A 15351-nucleotide genomic window follows, 5' to 3' on the forward strand; every position below is an offset into this window, starting at 1 on the left:
GTACATCGGTCAGCGGGTGACCGTGACGAGGCGCTGCCCCACGGCCGTGCGCACCTCGAAGCGGTCGATGGTGTCCTCGGGCATGGCCGCGCCGCCGCTCACCCGGACCGGTTCGCCGTCGGGACGGGCGGCCGACCAGGTGGTCACCGTCTGCTCGCCGCCGTCCCGCCCCACCGCGACCAGCGCACACGCCCCCGCCTCCGGAACCCGGTCCACCCACAGGTCCACGTCCGTCCCCCACTCCCGCGCCCCGGTCGTCACCGCGGCCACCACCCCCGACGCCGCGTCCCGTCCCGCCCACCGCTCCGCCTGGGCGCGCCCGGGACCCTCCGGCGAACCGGCCACCACCAAGGGCCCGCCCACCGCCAGCACGGCCGCCGCCGCCACCAGCGCCGCCCGCCGCCACCGCGCCCTCCGCCGCAGGGCCGCCACCGAGGCGACCGTCCGGTCCAGGAGCGCGGCGTCCGGCTCCCGTACCAGCTCCACCTCCTCCGGCGCTGGGCGCCCGTACTCCGCCAGCAGAGCCGTCACCGCACCGAACTCACTCACCTGCCACCGGCACGCGGGGCACCCCGCGAGATGCTCCTCGAAACGGAAGGCGCCGGCGGCGCCGAGCACGCCGAGGGCATAGGCGCCCGAGGCGCGACGGTGATCGGGGGAGTGCATGCAGTGAGGTACGCGGGGAACGCGTGAATCACTCACGCCGCCCGGACCCGGACAGACTCGCGGGGCCCTAAACTCCGGCCTCATGCTGCGCGTACTCGCCGTCGACGACGAACAACCCGCCCTGGAGGAACTTCTCTACCTCCTGCGCGCCGATCCCCGTATCCGCAGCGCCGAAGGGGCGACCGGGGCCACCGAGGCGCTGCGCCGTATCGGCGGCGCCGTCGACGCGGGCCCCGACGATCCGTCCGCCATCGACGTGGTGTTCCTCGACATCCACATGGCGGGCCTCACCGGGCTCGACGTCGCCCAGCTGCTGGCCGGGTTCGCCGCGCCTCCGCTCATCGTGTTCGTCACCGCGCACGAAGGCTTCGCCGTGCACGCGTTCGACCTCAAGGCCGTCGACTACGTACTCAAGCCCGTGCGCCGGGAACGTCTCGCAGAGGCCGTACGCCGGGTCGCCGAGCAGGTCGGTGACCGGTCCGCGTCCGTCCACGACGCCGCCGCCGACCAGATACCGGTCGAGCTCGGCGGAGTCACCCGCTTCGTCCCCATCGACGACATCGCGTACGCAGAGGCGCAGGGCGACTACGCACGGCTCCACACCGTCTCGGGCAGCCATCTGGTCCGGATTCCGCTGACCACCCTCGAAGAGCGCTGGCGCTCCCGGGGCTTCGTACGCATCCACCGTCGCCACCTGGTGGCGCTGAGCCGCATCGACGAACTCCGGCTCGACGCAGGCAGCATGAGCGTACGCATCGGCGATGCGGAGCTCGCCGTGAGCCGCCGCCACAGCCGCTCGCTCCGGGATCTCCTCATGCGCCAGACCGGCCGCTGACCAGCGCCGACCCCCGGACCTGCCCTTCCCAGAGCGCTCCTTCGGCGCCTACACTCCGGGCCCATGTCCGCAGAGCCCACACCCCGGCGTGAAGTGGTGACGGGGGAGCCGCGGCGGGTGCGCCCGCTGCCCCGCTACCGCGCCCAGTCGGAGATCGACGAGCAGACGGCGCTCGGCGGTGCCTATGTGCGCTCGCTGATGCGCAGCCAGCTGCGCGCCGGACTCACCGCCTTCGCCGTGCTGGCCCTCGTCGCGGGCACCCTGCCCCTGGTCTTCGCCGCGCTGGACAGTGCCGCGGTCGTCTGGGCGGTACTCGGCTTCGCCGCCTACCCGCCGCTGACCCTGATCGCCTGGTGGTACGTGCGGCGCGCCGAACGCAACGAGCGGGACTTCGCCAGGCTCGTGGAAGGCCGCCCCGCCCAGTGAGCAGCCCCGACCACCTGGCGTCGGTGGTGGCGGTCGCGCTCGTCGTGCTCGCCACCGTCCTCGTCGGCGGATTCGGACTCCGGATCTCACGGACCACATCGGACTTCTACGTCGCGTCCAGAACCGTACGGCCCCGCCTCAACGCGGCGGCCATCAGCGGCGAGTACCTCTCCGCAGCCTCCTTCCTCGGCATCGCGGGTCTCGTCCTCGTGCACGGCCCCGACATGCTCTGGTACCCCGTCGGATACACCGCCGGATATCTGGTGCTGCTGGTGTTCGTCGCCGCGCCGCTGCGCCGCTCGGGGGCGTACACCCTGCCCGACTTCGCCGAAGGCCGGCTCGAATCCCGCCAGGTGCGCAGGCTCGTCAGTGTCTTCGTGGTGGGCGCGGGCTGGCTGTACCTCGTACCGCAGCTCCAGGGCGCCGGGCTCACCCTGCAGATCCTCACCGGGGCGCCCGGCTGGCTCGGCGACGTGCTCGTCGCCTCCGTCGTGGTGATCGCCGTCGCCGCGGGCGGCATGCGCTCCATCACCTTCGTCCAGGTCTTCCAGTACTGGCTGAAGCTGACCGCCCTGCTCGTGCCCGCGATCTTCCTGGTGCTGGCCTGGCAGGGCGACGGCCGGCCCCGCGTCTCGTTCGACGAGCAGATCTCCGTCTTCCGCGCCGACCATCCGCTGTACGCGACGTACGGGCTGATCGTGGCCACCTTCCTCGGCACCATGGGACTGCCCCACGTCGTCGTCCGCTTCTACACCAGCCCCAACGGGCGCGACGCCCGCCGCACCACCGTCGCCGTCCTCGCCCTGGTCGGCATGTTCTATGTGCTGCCGCCCGTCTACGGGGCACTGGGCCGGCTGTACGCCCCCGAGCTGATGCACGGCGGGGACGCCGACGCCGCCGTGCTCCTCCTGCCCGCACGGGTCATCGGCGGCGTGGGCGGCGACCTCCTCGGCGCGCTCATCGCCGGTGGCGCCTTCGCCGCGTTCCTGTCGACGGCCTCCGGGCTCACCATGGCCGTCGCCGGAGTGATCACCCAGGACGTGCTGCCCTCGCGCGGTGTACGGCACTTCCGGCTGGCCACCGTCCTCGCCATGGCCGTACCGCTGGCCGGTTCGCTGCTCGTCAGCCGGGTGCCGGTGGCCGACGCGGTGGGGATGGCGTTCGCCGTGTCCGCCTCGTCCTTCTGCCCGCTGCTCGTCCTCGGCATCTGGTGGCGGCGGCTCACCCCGCCCGGGGCGATCGCCGGACTGCTGCTCGGCGGCGGCTCGGCGCTGCTGTCCGTCGCCATCACCGTCAGCGGCGCGGTGCGCCCGCCCGGCTGGCCGCACGCCCTGCTCGCCTGGCCCGCCGTCTGGTCCGTACCCGTGGGGTTCCTCGCGATGATCCTCGTATCGCTCGCCACCCCCGGCCGGATACCGCCCGGCACCAACGCCGCCATGACCCGCTTCCATCTGCCGGAAGCACTGACCTCGGGGAGAGCACGATGACCGGGGCCGGTATCGCCGTACTCGCCGTGGTGGTCCTGCTGCTGTTCGGCACGGGCTATCTGCTGGGCCGCACGGGCCGGCCCGTACGTACCAGTGACGTCGGCACCCCGGTGGAGCACGCCACGTTCGAGACCCTGCACACCGCCTCGCTCGCGGCGCCGCCGCTGCGGGCCGGACTCACCGAGGAGAGCGCGCGCCGGTCGGCGGGCCGGCTGCGCTCACTGCTGGGAACGGACGCGCTCTGCCTCACCGACCGCGACCGGATCCTGGTGTGGGACGGCGACGGGGACCATCACGGCAAGGGGGTGATGGAGCACGTCCAGGGTCTTCTGGCGAGCGGCCGGGACACCGCGTTCCACACCGGCTGCGAGGACCTCGACTGCCCGCTGCGCTGGGCCGTGGCCGTCCCGCTGACCGTCGACCACCGGGTGCTCGGCACGCTGGTCGCCTACGCCCCCCGCGAATCGGCCGTGCTGGCGCGGGCGGCGGGGGAGGTGGCCCGCTGGGTCTGCGTACAGCTGGAACTCGCCGAACTCGACCGCTCCCGCACGAAGCTCATCGAGGCCGAGATCAAGGCCCTGCGGGCACAGATCTCGCCACACTTCATCTTCAACTCCCTGGCGGCGATCGCCTCGTTCGTCCGCACCGACCCGGAGCAGGCGCGGGAACTCCTGCTGGAGTTCGCCGACTTCACCCGCTACTCGTTCCGCCGCCACGGGGAGTTCACCACCCTCGCCGACGAGCTGCACTCCATCGACCAGTACCTCGCGCTGGTGCGGGCCCGCTTCGGCGAACGGCTGGCCGTCACGCTCCAGGTCGCCCCCGAGGTTCTTCCCGTCGCGCTGCCGTTCCTCTGCCTCCAGCCCCTGGTCGAGAACGCCGTCAAGCACGGCCTCGAAGGCGCAGTCACCGCCAGCCGCATCACCATCAGCGCCCTGGACGCCGGGTCGGAGGCCGAGGTCGTCATCGAGGACGACGGCACCGGCATGGACCCGGACCGGCTGCGCGAGATCCTGCGCGGCGAGGGCGGCACCTCGACCGGCATCGGCCTGCTCAATGTGGACGAGCGGCTGAGGCAGGTGTACGGAGACGACTATGGCCTCGTCATCGAGACGGGGGTCGGCGCGGGCATGAAGATCACCCTGCGACTGCCCAAGTACCGTGCCGGGGTGCACGGTTCATGAAGCGGCCCGTGGTGCCTCAGTAGAGGTGCACGGCCAGATGCCCCAGCGGCAGCCCGAGCTGCCACGCCGGAGTCCACACCTGGGCGGCCTCCTCCTCCGCGCGCTCCGGCGGCGCCCAGGAGGGTGCGCCGATCGCGTCGAGGTCCGCGGCGAGCAGTTCGGTCTCCTCCAGCCACCGCCAGGCCGCGCGCGCCAGCGCAGCGTCGGGGTCCGGCGGGCCGTCGTGAGCCGCTCGCCGGCCGAGCTCGTCGAGGCGCTCGCAGATCCACTGCCGCCAGGACGTTCCGTACGCCGTCAGCAGCCGTAACTCGTCCACCCGGGCGGCGGGCAGCGCGTCGGCCACCGCCCCGTCGGAGAGAAAGATCGTGAGCGCGAGGGCATCCCGCCCGGCCCGGTACTCCAGCGTCGTCGGCTCCATGAGATCGCCGGTCAGCAGCAGCTCGTCCGCGATGTACTCGGCGTAAAGCCAGGCCATCGGGATCAGCAGCCCGCCCCCACCGGTCCCATCCGTGCGTTCGGGACGCATCCCGCCTCGCCTCTTTCCTAAACTCGCCACAGGGCTTCAGGGAGCATTGAACCGGGGGCGCATGCCCCGCGTGGGCAGAAGAGAAAGACCGGTCGGTCCGAATTGGCCCAGGAGACAGGAGGTTGAGATGAGCGCCGACCGTGCCGACGGCCCACACGTGCGGCAGTTGCTCGGCGCGTACGTCCTGGACGCACTGGCCGCCGCGGAGTGCGCCACGGTCTCGCGGCACCTCCAGTGCTGCGACGGCTGTGCGGGTGCCTATGTCGAGGTCGCGGAGGCATCGGCCATGCTCGGCCTGCTCAACGCGGAGGACTTGCTGGAGTAGCCGGGCAGACTGCGGGACAGCAGCCGCAGCGCGTAGTACGAACGGGACTTGACGGTGCCCGCGGGTATGCCGAGCACCTGCGCCGTCTCGCCCACGCTCATTCCGCGGAAGTAGATCTGCACCAGCACCGCGCGGTGCTCCGGGCTGAGCGTCCTCACGGCCTCCCGCACATCGAGCGCGCGCACCGCCGAGTCCGCCGTGTCCTGAGGGGCGGGGGCACTCTCCAGGACGGCGTCGCTCACCTCCGCCGGGCGGGCCAGACGCGAGCGGCGGGCGTCGATCGCGAGGCGGCGCCCCACGGTGAAGAGCCACGGGCGCATCGATTCGTAGGGGGCGTCGAACGCCTCCGGGTGCTGCCAGGCGCGTACCAGCGTCTCCTGGAGCAGATCCTCCGCGCGCTGCCGGTCACCGAAGGTCAGGCCCAGCAGGAAGTGGAACAGCGCGGGCCCGTGCTCGCGCTGGAGATCCGCGAGGGCCCGCTCGCCGGTCTTCGTCGTGGTCATGGTGAACGTCCCTTCCCGGAGAGGCCCCTGCCGCCTCGCTGCCGCCTGCCGTATACGAACGCATCCGGGCCAGGAGGAACAGGCGGTGCACCGAGCTGTGCGACGAGCGGTCGCACGGAGCGGCGAGTGGTGCGGTGAACGGTCGGGCGACGGCGATACGACCGATTCAGGGAGGCTCGGGGCTTTGATCCTTGACTCGGCGGTATGAAGATATGTGTAGTCAGATGCCCGTAATCAGTCGAACTGGGAGCCGGACAGATGACGAAGCGCATCGAGAAGGGCACGGTGGCCGTCGTCACCGTGCTGCTCGCCGCCGCAACCGCTTGTAGCGGGCAGCGGACCCCGGCCACGAGTGACCCCGCGAGCCCCCCGGCCACCGGACAGGGAGGCGGGAGAGCGGGGGCCGTCGCCGCCGACAAGGCCCGCGCCTTCACGCTCCTGGCCTCCGGCGACGTCCTGCCGCACTCCTCGGTCATCGACCGGGCGGCGGCGGACGCCGGCGGCCGGGGATACGACTTCCGCCCGATGCTCGCAGGCGCCGCACCCGTCGTCTCCGGGGCGGACCTGGCGATCTGTCATATGGAGACGGTGTACGGGAAGGAGGGTGGTCCCTACACCGGCTACCCCACCTTCAAATCGCCGCCGGAGGTGGCGAAGGGTCTGCGCGCCACCGGATTCGACTCCTGTTCCACCGCCTCCAACCACACGCTGGACGACGGAGCGGGCGGCATCCGCCGCACTCTCGACGCCCTCGACAAGCAGGGCATCGCGCACGCCGGTTCCGCACGCTCCGCCGCCGAGGCCGCCCGGCCCACCCTCCTGAACGCGGGCAAGGGCAAAAACGCCGCCAAGGTCGCCCACCTCGCCTACACCTACGGAACCAACGACTTCCCGCTGCCGGAAGGCCGGCCCTGGGCGGTCAACCTGATCGACGAACAGAAGATCGTCGCCGACGCGCGGGCGGCCCGCAGGGCGGGCGCAGACGTGGTGGCCGTCTCCCTGCACTGGGGCACCGAATGGCAGGACGAGCCCGACGCGAAGCAGCTCACCCTCGGCCGGAGCCTCACCGCCGCCACCTCCGACGGCCGCCCCGACATCGACCTGATCCTCGGCACGCACGCCCATGTCCCGCAGGCGTACGAGAAGGTCAACGGCACCTGGATCGTCTACGGCATGGGCGACCAGATCGCCGGGGCGATGATCAACTACCAGGGTGCCCAGGACCCGCGGGGCAACCAGAGCTCCATGGGCCGCTTCACCTTCGAGCCGCCCGCGGAACCCGGGAAGCGCTGGACCGTGAAGAAGGCCGAATTCATCCCCCAGTGGTACGACACCGGCACCGGCCGGGTCGTCAACCTCAACGCCTCCATCGACGAGGGAGCCGAACACCACCGCGAGGTACGCGACCGCATCCGCGACATCGTCCTCGGCCGCGGTGCTGCCGAGGACGGCCTCCTCATGGGGAAGTAACCCGACTCATGGGGAAGTAGCCCGACGGATCACGGGGAAGCGACTCCCACGGAGAGCAGCCAGCCGCGTCCCGGGTCGACCGGGACCGGCTCACCCGCCGCGAAGGACCGCTCCGGCTGGAAGCCCTCGATCGCCGGTGCGTACGCCGCCACCGGTCCGTCCGCCCCGCTCAGCACGCACTCCACCGGCTGCGCCGCCCAGGAGGCCAGCGCGGTGGCTGTCCCGCCGGGGCCCTCCCAGGTCGAGGCGAGCACATCGGGACGTCCGGTGGAAACGGGTGGGGCCTCCGCCCACCAGCCGGTCAGTTCCGCCTCCGGAAGCCGCAGTTCGTCGAAGGCACGCCACAGCGGGCGGACATCGGTCATCGGCGCCCGCGCCGTCATCCCGAAGACCAGCCCGCGCCAGGGGTTGCCGCCGCCCTCCAGCATCTCGCCCATCAGGCCGAAGGGGATCCCGGACAGTTCCACCAGCCAGTACGCCGGGTCGGTGTTCTCGTAGTCGAAGAGCTCGCCGAGCCAGAGCCGGTCGGTGTACGGCATCAGTTCCGCGTACAGATTGGCGCTGGAGGCGAAACCGTCCGGCTCCCGGAACTGGTTGCAGGAGTGCAGGTCGATCAAGGGCGGGGCGGAGCCCGGCCGCGAGAGGGCCTTGCGCACCCGCTTCATCGTCGTACGGTCGTACGCCACGTCGTCGAGATACAGCCCGTCGACGCCGACCCGGTGGCGCAGCCGGTCGATTCCGCACACATAGGAGTTGTGCCAGCGCGAGTCGCCGGAGGTGACCACGGCGACATCGCCGACGTCGGAGGCCACCCACCCCGGGACGTAGTCGGTGCCCAGGTGCTCGCGCAGCCAGGCGTGCCCGCCGCCGGGACCCGGCGCGAGCACCTCGTCCCCGAGCGAGGCCAGGGCGGGCAGTTCTGGAGTGTGCCGGGTCAGTTCGCGCACGGTGTCGTACACCTTCACCCGGATGCCGAGCCGGTGGGCGTCCTGGGTGTAGCCGCGCAGGACGTCGGCGGCGAGCAGCGGGTCGTTGATGTACGGGTTGGGCGGGGTGGCGTGGTGCAGATTGACGACGTTGGCGCCGTACTCCGCGACCTCCGCCGGGGACGCGTAGGCGTGGTAGTAGCGGTCGGTGAGCTGATCCGCCGGCCGGAGCGGTTTGAACGGAGTGAGCAGCAGCCGTAGTTCGAAGCGTCGGCTTTCCCCGGCGGCGAGCCGCAGCGGACCGCTGAACGCGGTCACGGTCCGGACACCGTCAGCCGTCCGCAGCCGGACGCCGCCCTCCCCGTCACCGGCCCAGGAACACGGGGTGACCAGCGGCTTCTCGCGGTAGTAGTTGGTGTTGAGCGGGCGGGCGTAGTGCTCGTCGCGGAGCGACAGCTGAAGACCGGCCGACGGTGCGCCGAGCCAGAGGGCGTCCTGATTGCGGACCGGGGTGTCCCAGCTCCAGTCGAAGGAGTCCGGGCATTCCTGTCCGGGCAGCCCGAGACCCATCGCGTACCGCGCGACCCCGGTGTGGAGCGGCACTTCGAGCCGTACCTCGGTGTCGAGCGCCGCGGTCGCCTCCAGGGTCGCCCGTACGACGAGGAAGCCGTCGGCCTCCAGCTCGCCCTCGGTACGCAGCCGCACTCCCGGCCCGGTCGCCGTGGTGGACCAGCGGACCCGGGCGGGTCCCGGCTGGTCGAGCTCCAGCGGCCCCTGGTCGAGAGGGCGGCCGACCGTGAGGGACACCGGGGCGGCCAGCAGGTCGCGCTCCGGGCCCTCGGTGCCGGTCACCTGGGGGGTGAACGAGGAGATGAGGCGGTGCGGCAGACCGTCGTCGCCCAGTTCCACGGACCGCCCGAGGATGTCGAGGCGCCGCCCTGCCGTCTTCACCGGGGTGAACGGCTCCACCACCTCGTCGTCCTGGCCGAGCGTCGAGTCCAGCCAGCGCAGGCGTGCGAGCCTGGCCGGCTCACCCGCGCCGTGGTCGGCGACGCTCTCCGGCCCGACGGTGATCCGCAGCGGCAGCACCCGTTCCGCCGCGCCACGCGCGCGGACGGCGATCTCACCCTCGTACACACCGGGCTCGGCGTCCTGCGGCACATCCAGCCCGAACCAGAGCGCGTGCACCTGTCCGGCGGCGATGTCGGTCCGTTTCTCGAAGCTCAGGCCGCGCGCGTCGGTTCCCCCCGTGCTGAGGCACCGGGAGGGGAACGGCAGACCGCGGACCTCGGCGGTGACCTCCGCCAGCGCCGCGACCGCGTGGATCCCGGCCTGGAGTACGTAGAACTCGCCCCGCGCCGCGGTGCCCGCGAACGCGGAGAACGGCGCCGACCTCGCCCAGCGCGCGGGCAACGCGCCGATCCGGCCGAGGGGGTGCGCCCGGTCCTCGCCGAAGAGCAGGAACGGCTCTCGCGGATGCTCCCGTGTCAGGGCGGCCCGCTCCTCGGCGGTGGCCGCGAAGCCCAGCGGCGCGAAGGAGTCGACGGCGCTCACCGCCTCGTAACGGAACGTCTGCGCCCGCTCCAGGCCCGGCCAGCCGCTCTCCGGGTCCCGGAGGCCGCAGCGGTGCACCCAGTCGGGATCGGCTGTCCTGGTGGGCTGCCGGTAGACGGACTGCGGGTAGTAGGGGCGGCCGGTGTGCGCGTACGGCAGATAGTGCACGGCGTACTCGCCGGGGCCCTCGACCGGCTCGAAGGCGATCCGGCCGCGTTCGGCCGTCACCTCCACGGTCAGCGTGTTGCGGATCCGGCGGCCCGACGGGGCGAGCACCAGCACATCGACGGAGCCCGGTTCCGGATCGGTGCGCCGCCAGGGCAGTTCGGCTGCCACCGCGTCACCGCCCGTGCCCGCGCTCACGCGGACCAGCATCCGGTGATTGCCGTAGGCATCGCTGTCCCATGAACCGAGCCCGCACTCCAGCTCCGGATGCCGATCCTGCTCAGCCATGTCCGCACTCCCTCAAGGGCGCTATTTATTAGGTAAGTTGCTCAATTGCCATGGGACACCATGGAGAGCCGACGATCACGCTGTCAAGGGAGCTGCCATGGACCGGGGTGGGGACGCCTCGCTGTTGCGCCGGCTGAACGCGGCTGCGGCGCTGCGAATCGTGCGCGAGCGCGACGAGGTCACCGTGCCGGAACTCGCCGGGCTGATCGGGGTGTCCCGGCCGACGGCCCAGGACCTCACCGCCCAGCTGCTGCGCGAGGGCAGGCTCGTGGAACTGGGGGCCAACAGCGGGTCCGTGGGGCGCCCGGCGCGGCGATTCCGCTTCCGGGCCGAGGCCGGGCACGTGCTCGGCATCGACATCGGGGCCCACAAGATCCTGGTCCTGGCCGCCGATCTGCTCGGCCGCACGGTCGCCACGGAGCGGATCGCCGTCACCCCCGAACTCCCGGCACGGGAGAGGCTGGACGCGGTGCGCAGGGCGATCGCCGGCTGTCTGGCGCAGCCGGCCGCGGCCGGGGTCGCCCCGCTCGCCACGGGCATCGGCACCAGCGGCATGGTGGACACCCGGGGCCGGGTCGCCGAGAGCGACTCGCTGCCCGGCTGGACCGGTCTGGACCTGGCTGATGAGCTGGCCGGCGCCGCCCGGGGCCGCGTCGTCGTGGGCAACGACATCCAGCTGGCGACCCTCGCCGAATGCACCACCGGAGTGGCCGTCGGAGTGCCGGACTGCGTCTGCCTCTACGTCGGCAACAGGCTCGGCATCGGCCTCTGGCTCCGCGGTGACCTGCACCGGGGCTTCAACGGGGCGGCGGGGGAGATGGTCTCGGACGACGGCTGGTCGCTCTCCTACCAGCGCCTGCTCGACTGGTTCGCCGGGCACCGGGGCGACGGGGAACCCACCCGGGAGAACGCCGCCCGCGCCGTGGTGACGGCAGCGGCGGCGGGCGACCGGGGCGCCCGCTACACCCTGCGCGCCTTCGCCGAGGCCCTGGCCGACAGCCTGGCGCGGCACGTGGCCGTGCTCGACCCGCAGGCGGTGGTACTCGGCGGGGGCATCTCACGGGCCGGAGCGCTGCTCAGCGAGCCTTTCGCCGCACGGCTCGCCGCCCTCTGCCCCCATGCGCCGGTCGTACGGATCTCCGCACTCGGAGAGGAATCGACCGCAATCGGGGCAGCCCGGCTGGCATTGGAACACATCGAGCACGGCGCGCAGAAAAGTCCAACTCCTCAGGACTAATTGGCTGTTGACGTGGGCCTGCGGCGATTCGATGATGTGGCCACTCTTTTCCGAAAGTTGGTTTCTAAACTCGTCGTGCCGTCAGGCCCCCGTCATGCCGTCAGGCCAGGGAGAACGTGTGACATCCCCTGCAACAACCACCAGCCCCCGGGCCGCCTCGCCACCGAAAGCCCCCACGCCCCCCGGCGGACTGCCGCCCCTGCGGCGGATACCCCTGCGGGTCCGGCTGCGCAACAACTGGGTGATGCTCGCCCTGATGGCCCCGGGCCTGCTGTTCTTCGCCGTCTTCTTCTACGCGCCGATGCTCGGCAACATCGTCGCCTTCCAGGACTACCAGCCCTTCATCGGCTTCAAGGAAAGCCCCCTGGTGGGCCTCGCCAACTTCCAGGAGGTCTTCGCCGACCCCGCGTTCTGGGAGTCGGTACGCAACACACTGGCCTTCGCCGCCCTCCAACTGATCTTCTTCTTCCCCGCGCCGCTGGCCCTGGCGCTGCTCATCAACAGCCTCGTCAGCACCCGCGTAAAGAAGTTCGTCCAGAGCGTCGTCTACCTCCCCCACTTCATCTCGTGGGTGCTGGTCGTCGCCCTCTTCCAGCAGGTGCTGGGCGGAGCGGGACTGATCAGCAACTTCCTGCGCGACCAGGGGCTCACGCCCCTCGACGTGATGGACGACCCCTCCACCTTCCCGATCCTGATCACCGCGCAGGTGATCTGGAAGGACATCGGCTGGGGCATGATCATCTATCTGGCGGCGCTCGCCAACGTCGACCAGAGCCTGTACGAGTCCGCGGCCGTCGACGGCGCCGGACGCTGGCGCCGGATGTGGCACATCACGCTGCCGGCCGTGCGAGGCGTCACGGTCATGCTGCTGGTCCTGCGCCTCGGTGACGTACTGTCCGTCGGCTTCGAGCAGTTCCTGCTCCAGCGCGACGCGGTCGGCGCGAGGGCCGCCGAAGTCCTCGACACCTACGTCTACTACCACGGCGTCGTCTACGGCGACTGGGGTATCGGAGCCGCCGCCGGCCTGGTCAAGGGCGTCGTCGGCGCCCTGATGATCTGGGGCGCAAACCGGCTGGCCCACGCATTCGGAGAGCAAGGGGTGTACAGCAAATGAGCATCGGAGCACCCCTGTTGAAGCCGCGGCCCGCGGACCGCAGGCCCGCCTGGGAAGAACCGCCCACCCGGCTCGGCTCGGCCGCCAAGGCCCTCGTCATCACCGTCGTCGTGATCGTGATGACGGTGCCCTTCGTGGTCGTGCTCTCCACCAGCCTCGCCTCACGCGAGGAGATCACGGCGGCGGGCGGCTTCGTCCTCTTCCCGACCGAGCCGACCCTGGAGGCGTACCGCACGATCCTCTCCGGCGGTCTGGTCACCCGCGCGGTCACCGTCAGCGTACTGATCACCACGGTCGGGACGGCACTCTCGCTGCTCACCACCATCGCCCTGGCCTACGCGCTGAGCAAGCGGGGTGTGCCCGGCAGCAAACCCGTCCTGCTGCTCATCCTGTTCACGCTGCTCTTCGCACCCGGCATGATCCCGATGTACGTCATGGTCAAGCAGCTCAGCCTGCTGGACTCCTACTGGGCGCTGATCCTGCCCGGCCTGGTCAACGCGTTCAACCTGGTCGTGATGCGGGCGTTCTTCATGAACATCCCCGAGGAGCTCTACCAGGCCGCGCGGATCGACGGCGCCGGTGACTGGCGCATCCTGACCCGGATCGTCCTCCCGCTCTCCAAGGGCGTCATCGCCGTCGTCGGCCTCTTCTACGCGGTGACGTACTGGAACGCGTTCTTCAACGCGATGCTCTACCTCAACGACTCCGGGAAGTGGCCGATCCAGCTGCTCCTGCGCACCTACGTCGTGCAGAACAAGCAGCTGGCCGCCGACCAGCTCGGCGTGGCCCACATGCCGCCCCAGCAGTCGATCTCCATGGCCGTGGTCATGCTCGCGCTGATCCCGATCCTGATGCTCTACCCGTTCCTCCAGAAGTACTTCACCAAGGGCGTCCTCACCGGCGCCATCAAGGGCTGACCCACGCCCTTCCCCGTCCGTCCCCCTCATCCCGTTGCGGAGATCCCCATGACAGGCATGTCCCGACGCACCTTCCTGAGCCTGAGCACCGCCGTCGCGGCCGGTGCGGCCACCACCGCGCTCACCGGCTGCGGAACGTCCACGGCCAACAAGGGCGAAGCCGCCTCGGCCAAGGTGAAGCTGCCCTCGTACGCCCCCTTCACCAAGGTCACGCCCGACCTTCCGGCCAACGCCAAGGGGCTCTCCGCGGGCTTCCTCTCGTACCCGAAGGAGCTGATCCAGAGCGTCGCGAAGGCACCGGGCGACGGCTCGAAGGTCACGGTGCTCACCGAGATCTGGACCCAGCCGCCGCTCCCCAAGGGCTCCAACCAGCACTGGCAGAAGCTCAACAAGGAACTGAACGTCGACCTCTCGGCGATCCTCGGCACCGACCCCGGCTACGAACAGAAGTTCTCCGCCACGGTCGCGGGCGGCGAGCTGCCCGACCTGATGTGGATCCCGCCGAACCAGGGCATCCAGCACATCGCCGAACTGCTCGAAGCGAAGTGCGCGGACATCACCGAGTACGTCTCCGGCGACGCGGTCAAGGAGTACCCCAACCTCGCCGCGATGACCCCCGCCCACTGGAAGACCGCTGTCGTCAACGGCAAGATCTGGGGCGCGCCCAGCCCCTACCCCGCCTTCGGACAGGTCTACGGCGGCAACCCCAAGGTCTGGGAGAAGGCTGGCGGTCTCTCCGCGAGCAGCCCCGAGGAGTTCCTGTCCAAGTGCAAGGAGGTGACAGGCGGCAACGTATGGGCGCTGGAACCGATCTACGTCAACGCCGTCAGCGTCATGAGCCAGTGCTTCGGCGCCCCCAACAAGTGGCGGCTGAACAAGGACGGCTCGCTCACCTGGTTCCAGGAGACCGACGAGTACATGGAGGCCCTGAACTTCGTCATCGGTCTGAAGAAGGCGGGCGTCTTCTACCCGGGCAACCCGGAGATGGCCGACGCGTATCTGAAGATGGCCCAGGGCACCATCGGTGCGGTGGTCTTCGCCAACCCCTCGGGCGGTCGCAACAACCTCCGTACCAATGACCCGTCGCTCGGCGCCGAGATCATGATCCCGTTCGCTGCGGGGGGCGCGCAGCCCAACCACCACTACCACCTGGGCACGATCGGCTACACGGCCATCAAGAAGGGCGACGAGAAGCGCGTACGCATGCTGCTCGGCATCCTCGACTACCTCGCCGCGCCCTACGGCACGAAGGAGCGCGAGTTCGTCGAGTTCGGTACCGAGGGAGCCGACTTCACCTACGACGCCAAGGGCTTCCCCCAGCGTACGAAGAAGGGGAAGCAGCAGGTCGAAGGGCTCTACAGCGGCCTGTCCACCGCCACGACCGCTCCCTTCGTGCTCCAGCCCTCGTTCTTCCCCGGCACCCAGGGGCCCGAGGACGTGCGGACGATCTACGAGGTCGAGCAGAAGCTCACCGAGACCGCGATTGCCAATCCGGTCGTCGGCCACTACTCGGACGCCTACACCGAGCACTACGGACGGATGTCGACGGAGGCCGGCGACCTGGTCAACGACATCGTGAGCGGCCGTAAGAAGATCAGCGAGTGGAAGCCGTTCTGGTCCGAGTGGCGTTCCAAGGGACTGGACAAGATGGCCGGGGAGTTCCAGAAGTCGATCGCGCAGAGCGCGTGAGGCACGGCGGCGCGGGCGCCCGCCACCGGCGGGCCCGCC

General features: G+C 70.9%; 14 protein-coding genes. 10 read left to right on the plus strand and 4 right to left on the minus strand.

Translation table 11 applies throughout. The features are described 5' to 3' along the window. Positions 1-9 precede the first annotated feature (9 nt). On the minus strand, positions 10-666 hold the full coding sequence (locus ACWGO0_RS29965) for a zf-HC2 domain-containing protein (protein WP_453541877.1): 657 nt from the start codon (positions 664-666) through the stop codon (positions 10-12). 82 nt (positions 667-748) lie between these two features. Between ACWGO0_RS29965 and ACWGO0_RS29970 the strand changes: the two genes are divergently transcribed. The 4 genes from ACWGO0_RS29970 (at position 749) to ACWGO0_RS29985 (ending at position 4598) form a co-directional block, all read left to right on the plus strand. Then, a complete protein-coding gene (locus ACWGO0_RS29970; RefSeq protein ID WP_453541880.1) occupies positions 749-1501 on the plus strand; it encodes a LytR/AlgR family response regulator transcription factor in 753 nt (250 codons plus the stop codon). Positions 1502-1564: 63 nt separating this feature from the next. Continuing rightward, entirely contained in the window at positions 1565-1927 is a 363-nt protein-coding gene (locus ACWGO0_RS29975; RefSeq protein ID WP_453541883.1) for a hypothetical protein, read from the plus strand. Next, complete coding sequence (locus ACWGO0_RS29980; RefSeq protein WP_453541886.1) at positions 1924-3414, plus strand: sodium/solute symporter; 1491 nt, start codon at positions 1924-1926, stop codon at positions 3412-3414. Before ACWGO0_RS29975 ends, ACWGO0_RS29980 begins: the two co-directional genes overlap by 4 nt. Further along, complete coding sequence (locus ACWGO0_RS29985; RefSeq protein WP_453541889.1) at positions 3411-4598, plus strand: sensor histidine kinase; 1188 nt, start codon at positions 3411-3413, stop codon at positions 4596-4598. The genes ACWGO0_RS29980 and ACWGO0_RS29985 overlap by 4 nt, the downstream gene beginning before the upstream one ends. 16 nt (positions 4599-4614) lie before the next feature. On the opposite strand, the gene ACWGO0_RS29990 is transcribed toward ACWGO0_RS29985, so the two are convergent. After that, a complete protein-coding gene (locus ACWGO0_RS29990; protein WP_453541892.1) occupies positions 4615-5124 on the minus strand; it encodes a hypothetical protein in 510 nt (169 codons plus the stop codon). 127 nt (positions 5125-5251) lie between these two features. Here ACWGO0_RS29990 and ACWGO0_RS29995 point away from each other — a divergent pair, with 127 nt between their 5' ends. Next, positions 5252-5449, plus strand: a complete 198-nt coding sequence (locus ACWGO0_RS29995; protein WP_453541895.1) for a zf-HC2 domain-containing protein — start codon at positions 5252-5254, stop codon at positions 5447-5449. Here the strand turns inward: ACWGO0_RS29995 and ACWGO0_RS30000 are convergent. Beyond that, positions 5383-5952 carry a sigma-70 family RNA polymerase sigma factor gene (locus tag ACWGO0_RS30000; RefSeq protein ID WP_453541898.1) on the minus strand — a complete coding sequence of 190 codons (570 nt, stop codon included), beginning with the start codon at positions 5950-5952 and terminating at the stop codon, positions 5383-5385. The genes ACWGO0_RS29995 and ACWGO0_RS30000 overlap by 67 nt on opposite strands. Before the next feature lie 258 nt (positions 5953-6210). Between ACWGO0_RS30000 and ACWGO0_RS30005 the strand changes: the two genes are divergently transcribed. After that, on the plus strand, positions 6211-7422 hold the full coding sequence (locus tag ACWGO0_RS30005; protein WP_453541901.1) for a CapA family protein: 1212 nt from the start codon (positions 6211-6213) through the stop codon (positions 7420-7422). A 29-nt stretch (positions 7423-7451) separates the two neighbouring features. On the opposite strand, the gene ACWGO0_RS30010 is transcribed toward ACWGO0_RS30005, so the two are convergent. Continuing rightward, positions 7452-10355 carry a glycoside hydrolase domain-containing protein gene (locus ACWGO0_RS30010; RefSeq protein ID WP_453541904.1) on the minus strand — a complete coding sequence of 968 codons (2904 nt, stop codon included), beginning with the start codon at positions 10353-10355 and terminating at the stop codon, positions 7452-7454. A gap of 97 nt (positions 10356-10452) precedes the next feature. On the opposite strand from ACWGO0_RS30010, the gene ACWGO0_RS30015 reads away from it, so the two are divergent. The 4 genes from ACWGO0_RS30015 to ACWGO0_RS30030 all read left to right on the plus strand — a co-directional run bounded on the left by ACWGO0_RS30015 (position 10453) and on the right by ACWGO0_RS30030 (position 15312). Then, positions 10453-11592 carry an ROK family protein gene (locus ACWGO0_RS30015; RefSeq protein WP_453541907.1) on the plus strand — a complete coding sequence of 380 codons (1140 nt, stop codon included), beginning with the start codon at positions 10453-10455 and terminating at the stop codon, positions 11590-11592. 94 nt (positions 11593-11686) lie between these two features. Beyond that, entirely contained in the window at positions 11687-12706 is a 1020-nt protein-coding gene (locus ACWGO0_RS30020) for an ABC transporter permease (protein WP_453541909.1), read from the plus strand. Next, the gene (locus tag ACWGO0_RS30025) at positions 12703-13623 is read left to right on the plus strand and encodes a carbohydrate ABC transporter permease (protein ID WP_453541912.1); all 921 of its coding nucleotides are present in this window, start codon (positions 12703-12705) and stop codon (positions 13621-13623) included. Before ACWGO0_RS30020 ends, ACWGO0_RS30025 begins: the two co-directional genes overlap by 4 nt. 48 nt (positions 13624-13671) lie before the next feature. Next, a complete protein-coding gene (locus ACWGO0_RS30030; protein ID WP_453541915.1) occupies positions 13672-15312 on the plus strand; it encodes an extracellular solute-binding protein in 1641 nt (546 codons plus the stop codon). Positions 15313-15351 lie beyond the last annotated feature (39 nt).

The organism is Streptomyces sp. NPDC055749, from assembly GCF_053617235.1.

Excerpts from the sequence above, each read along its gene's own strand:
- ACWGO0_RS29965 (WP_453541877.1), bottom strand. The coding sequence starts at position 666 with ATGCACTCCCCCGATCACCGTCGCGCCTCGGGCGCCTATGCCCTCGGC.
- ACWGO0_RS29970 (WP_453541880.1), top strand. The coding sequence starts at position 749 with ATGCTGCGCGTACTCGCCGTCGACGACGAACAACCCGCCCTGGAGGAA.
- ACWGO0_RS29975 (WP_453541883.1), top strand. The coding sequence starts at position 1,565 with ATGTCCGCAGAGCCCACACCCCGGCGTGAAGTGGTGACGGGGGAGCCG.
- ACWGO0_RS29985 (WP_453541889.1), top strand. The coding sequence starts at position 3,411 with ATGACCGGGGCCGGTATCGCCGTACTCGCCGTGGTGGTCCTGCTGCTG.
- ACWGO0_RS29990 (WP_453541892.1), bottom strand. The coding sequence starts at position 5,124 with ATGCGTCCCGAACGCACGGATGGGACCGGTGGGGGCGGGCTGCTGATC.
- ACWGO0_RS29995 (WP_453541895.1), top strand. The coding sequence starts at position 5,252 with ATGAGCGCCGACCGTGCCGACGGCCCACACGTGCGGCAGTTGCTCGGC.
- ACWGO0_RS30000 (WP_453541898.1), bottom strand. The coding sequence starts at position 5,952 with ATGACCACGACGAAGACCGGCGAGCGGGCCCTCGCGGATCTCCAGCGC.
- ACWGO0_RS30005 (WP_453541901.1), top strand. The coding sequence starts at position 6,211 with ATGACGAAGCGCATCGAGAAGGGCACGGTGGCCGTCGTCACCGTGCTG.
- ACWGO0_RS30010 (WP_453541904.1), bottom strand. The coding sequence starts at position 10,355 with ATGGCTGAGCAGGATCGGCATCCGGAGCTGGAGTGCGGGCTCGGTTCA.
- ACWGO0_RS30015 (WP_453541907.1), top strand. The coding sequence starts at position 10,453 with ATGGACCGGGGTGGGGACGCCTCGCTGTTGCGCCGGCTGAACGCGGCT.
- ACWGO0_RS30020 (WP_453541909.1), top strand. The coding sequence starts at position 11,687 with ATGCCGTCAGGCCAGGGAGAACGTGTGACATCCCCTGCAACAACCACC.
- ACWGO0_RS30025 (WP_453541912.1), top strand. The coding sequence starts at position 12,703 with ATGAGCATCGGAGCACCCCTGTTGAAGCCGCGGCCCGCGGACCGCAGG.
- ACWGO0_RS30030 (WP_453541915.1), top strand. The coding sequence starts at position 13,672 with ATGACAGGCATGTCCCGACGCACCTTCCTGAGCCTGAGCACCGCCGTC.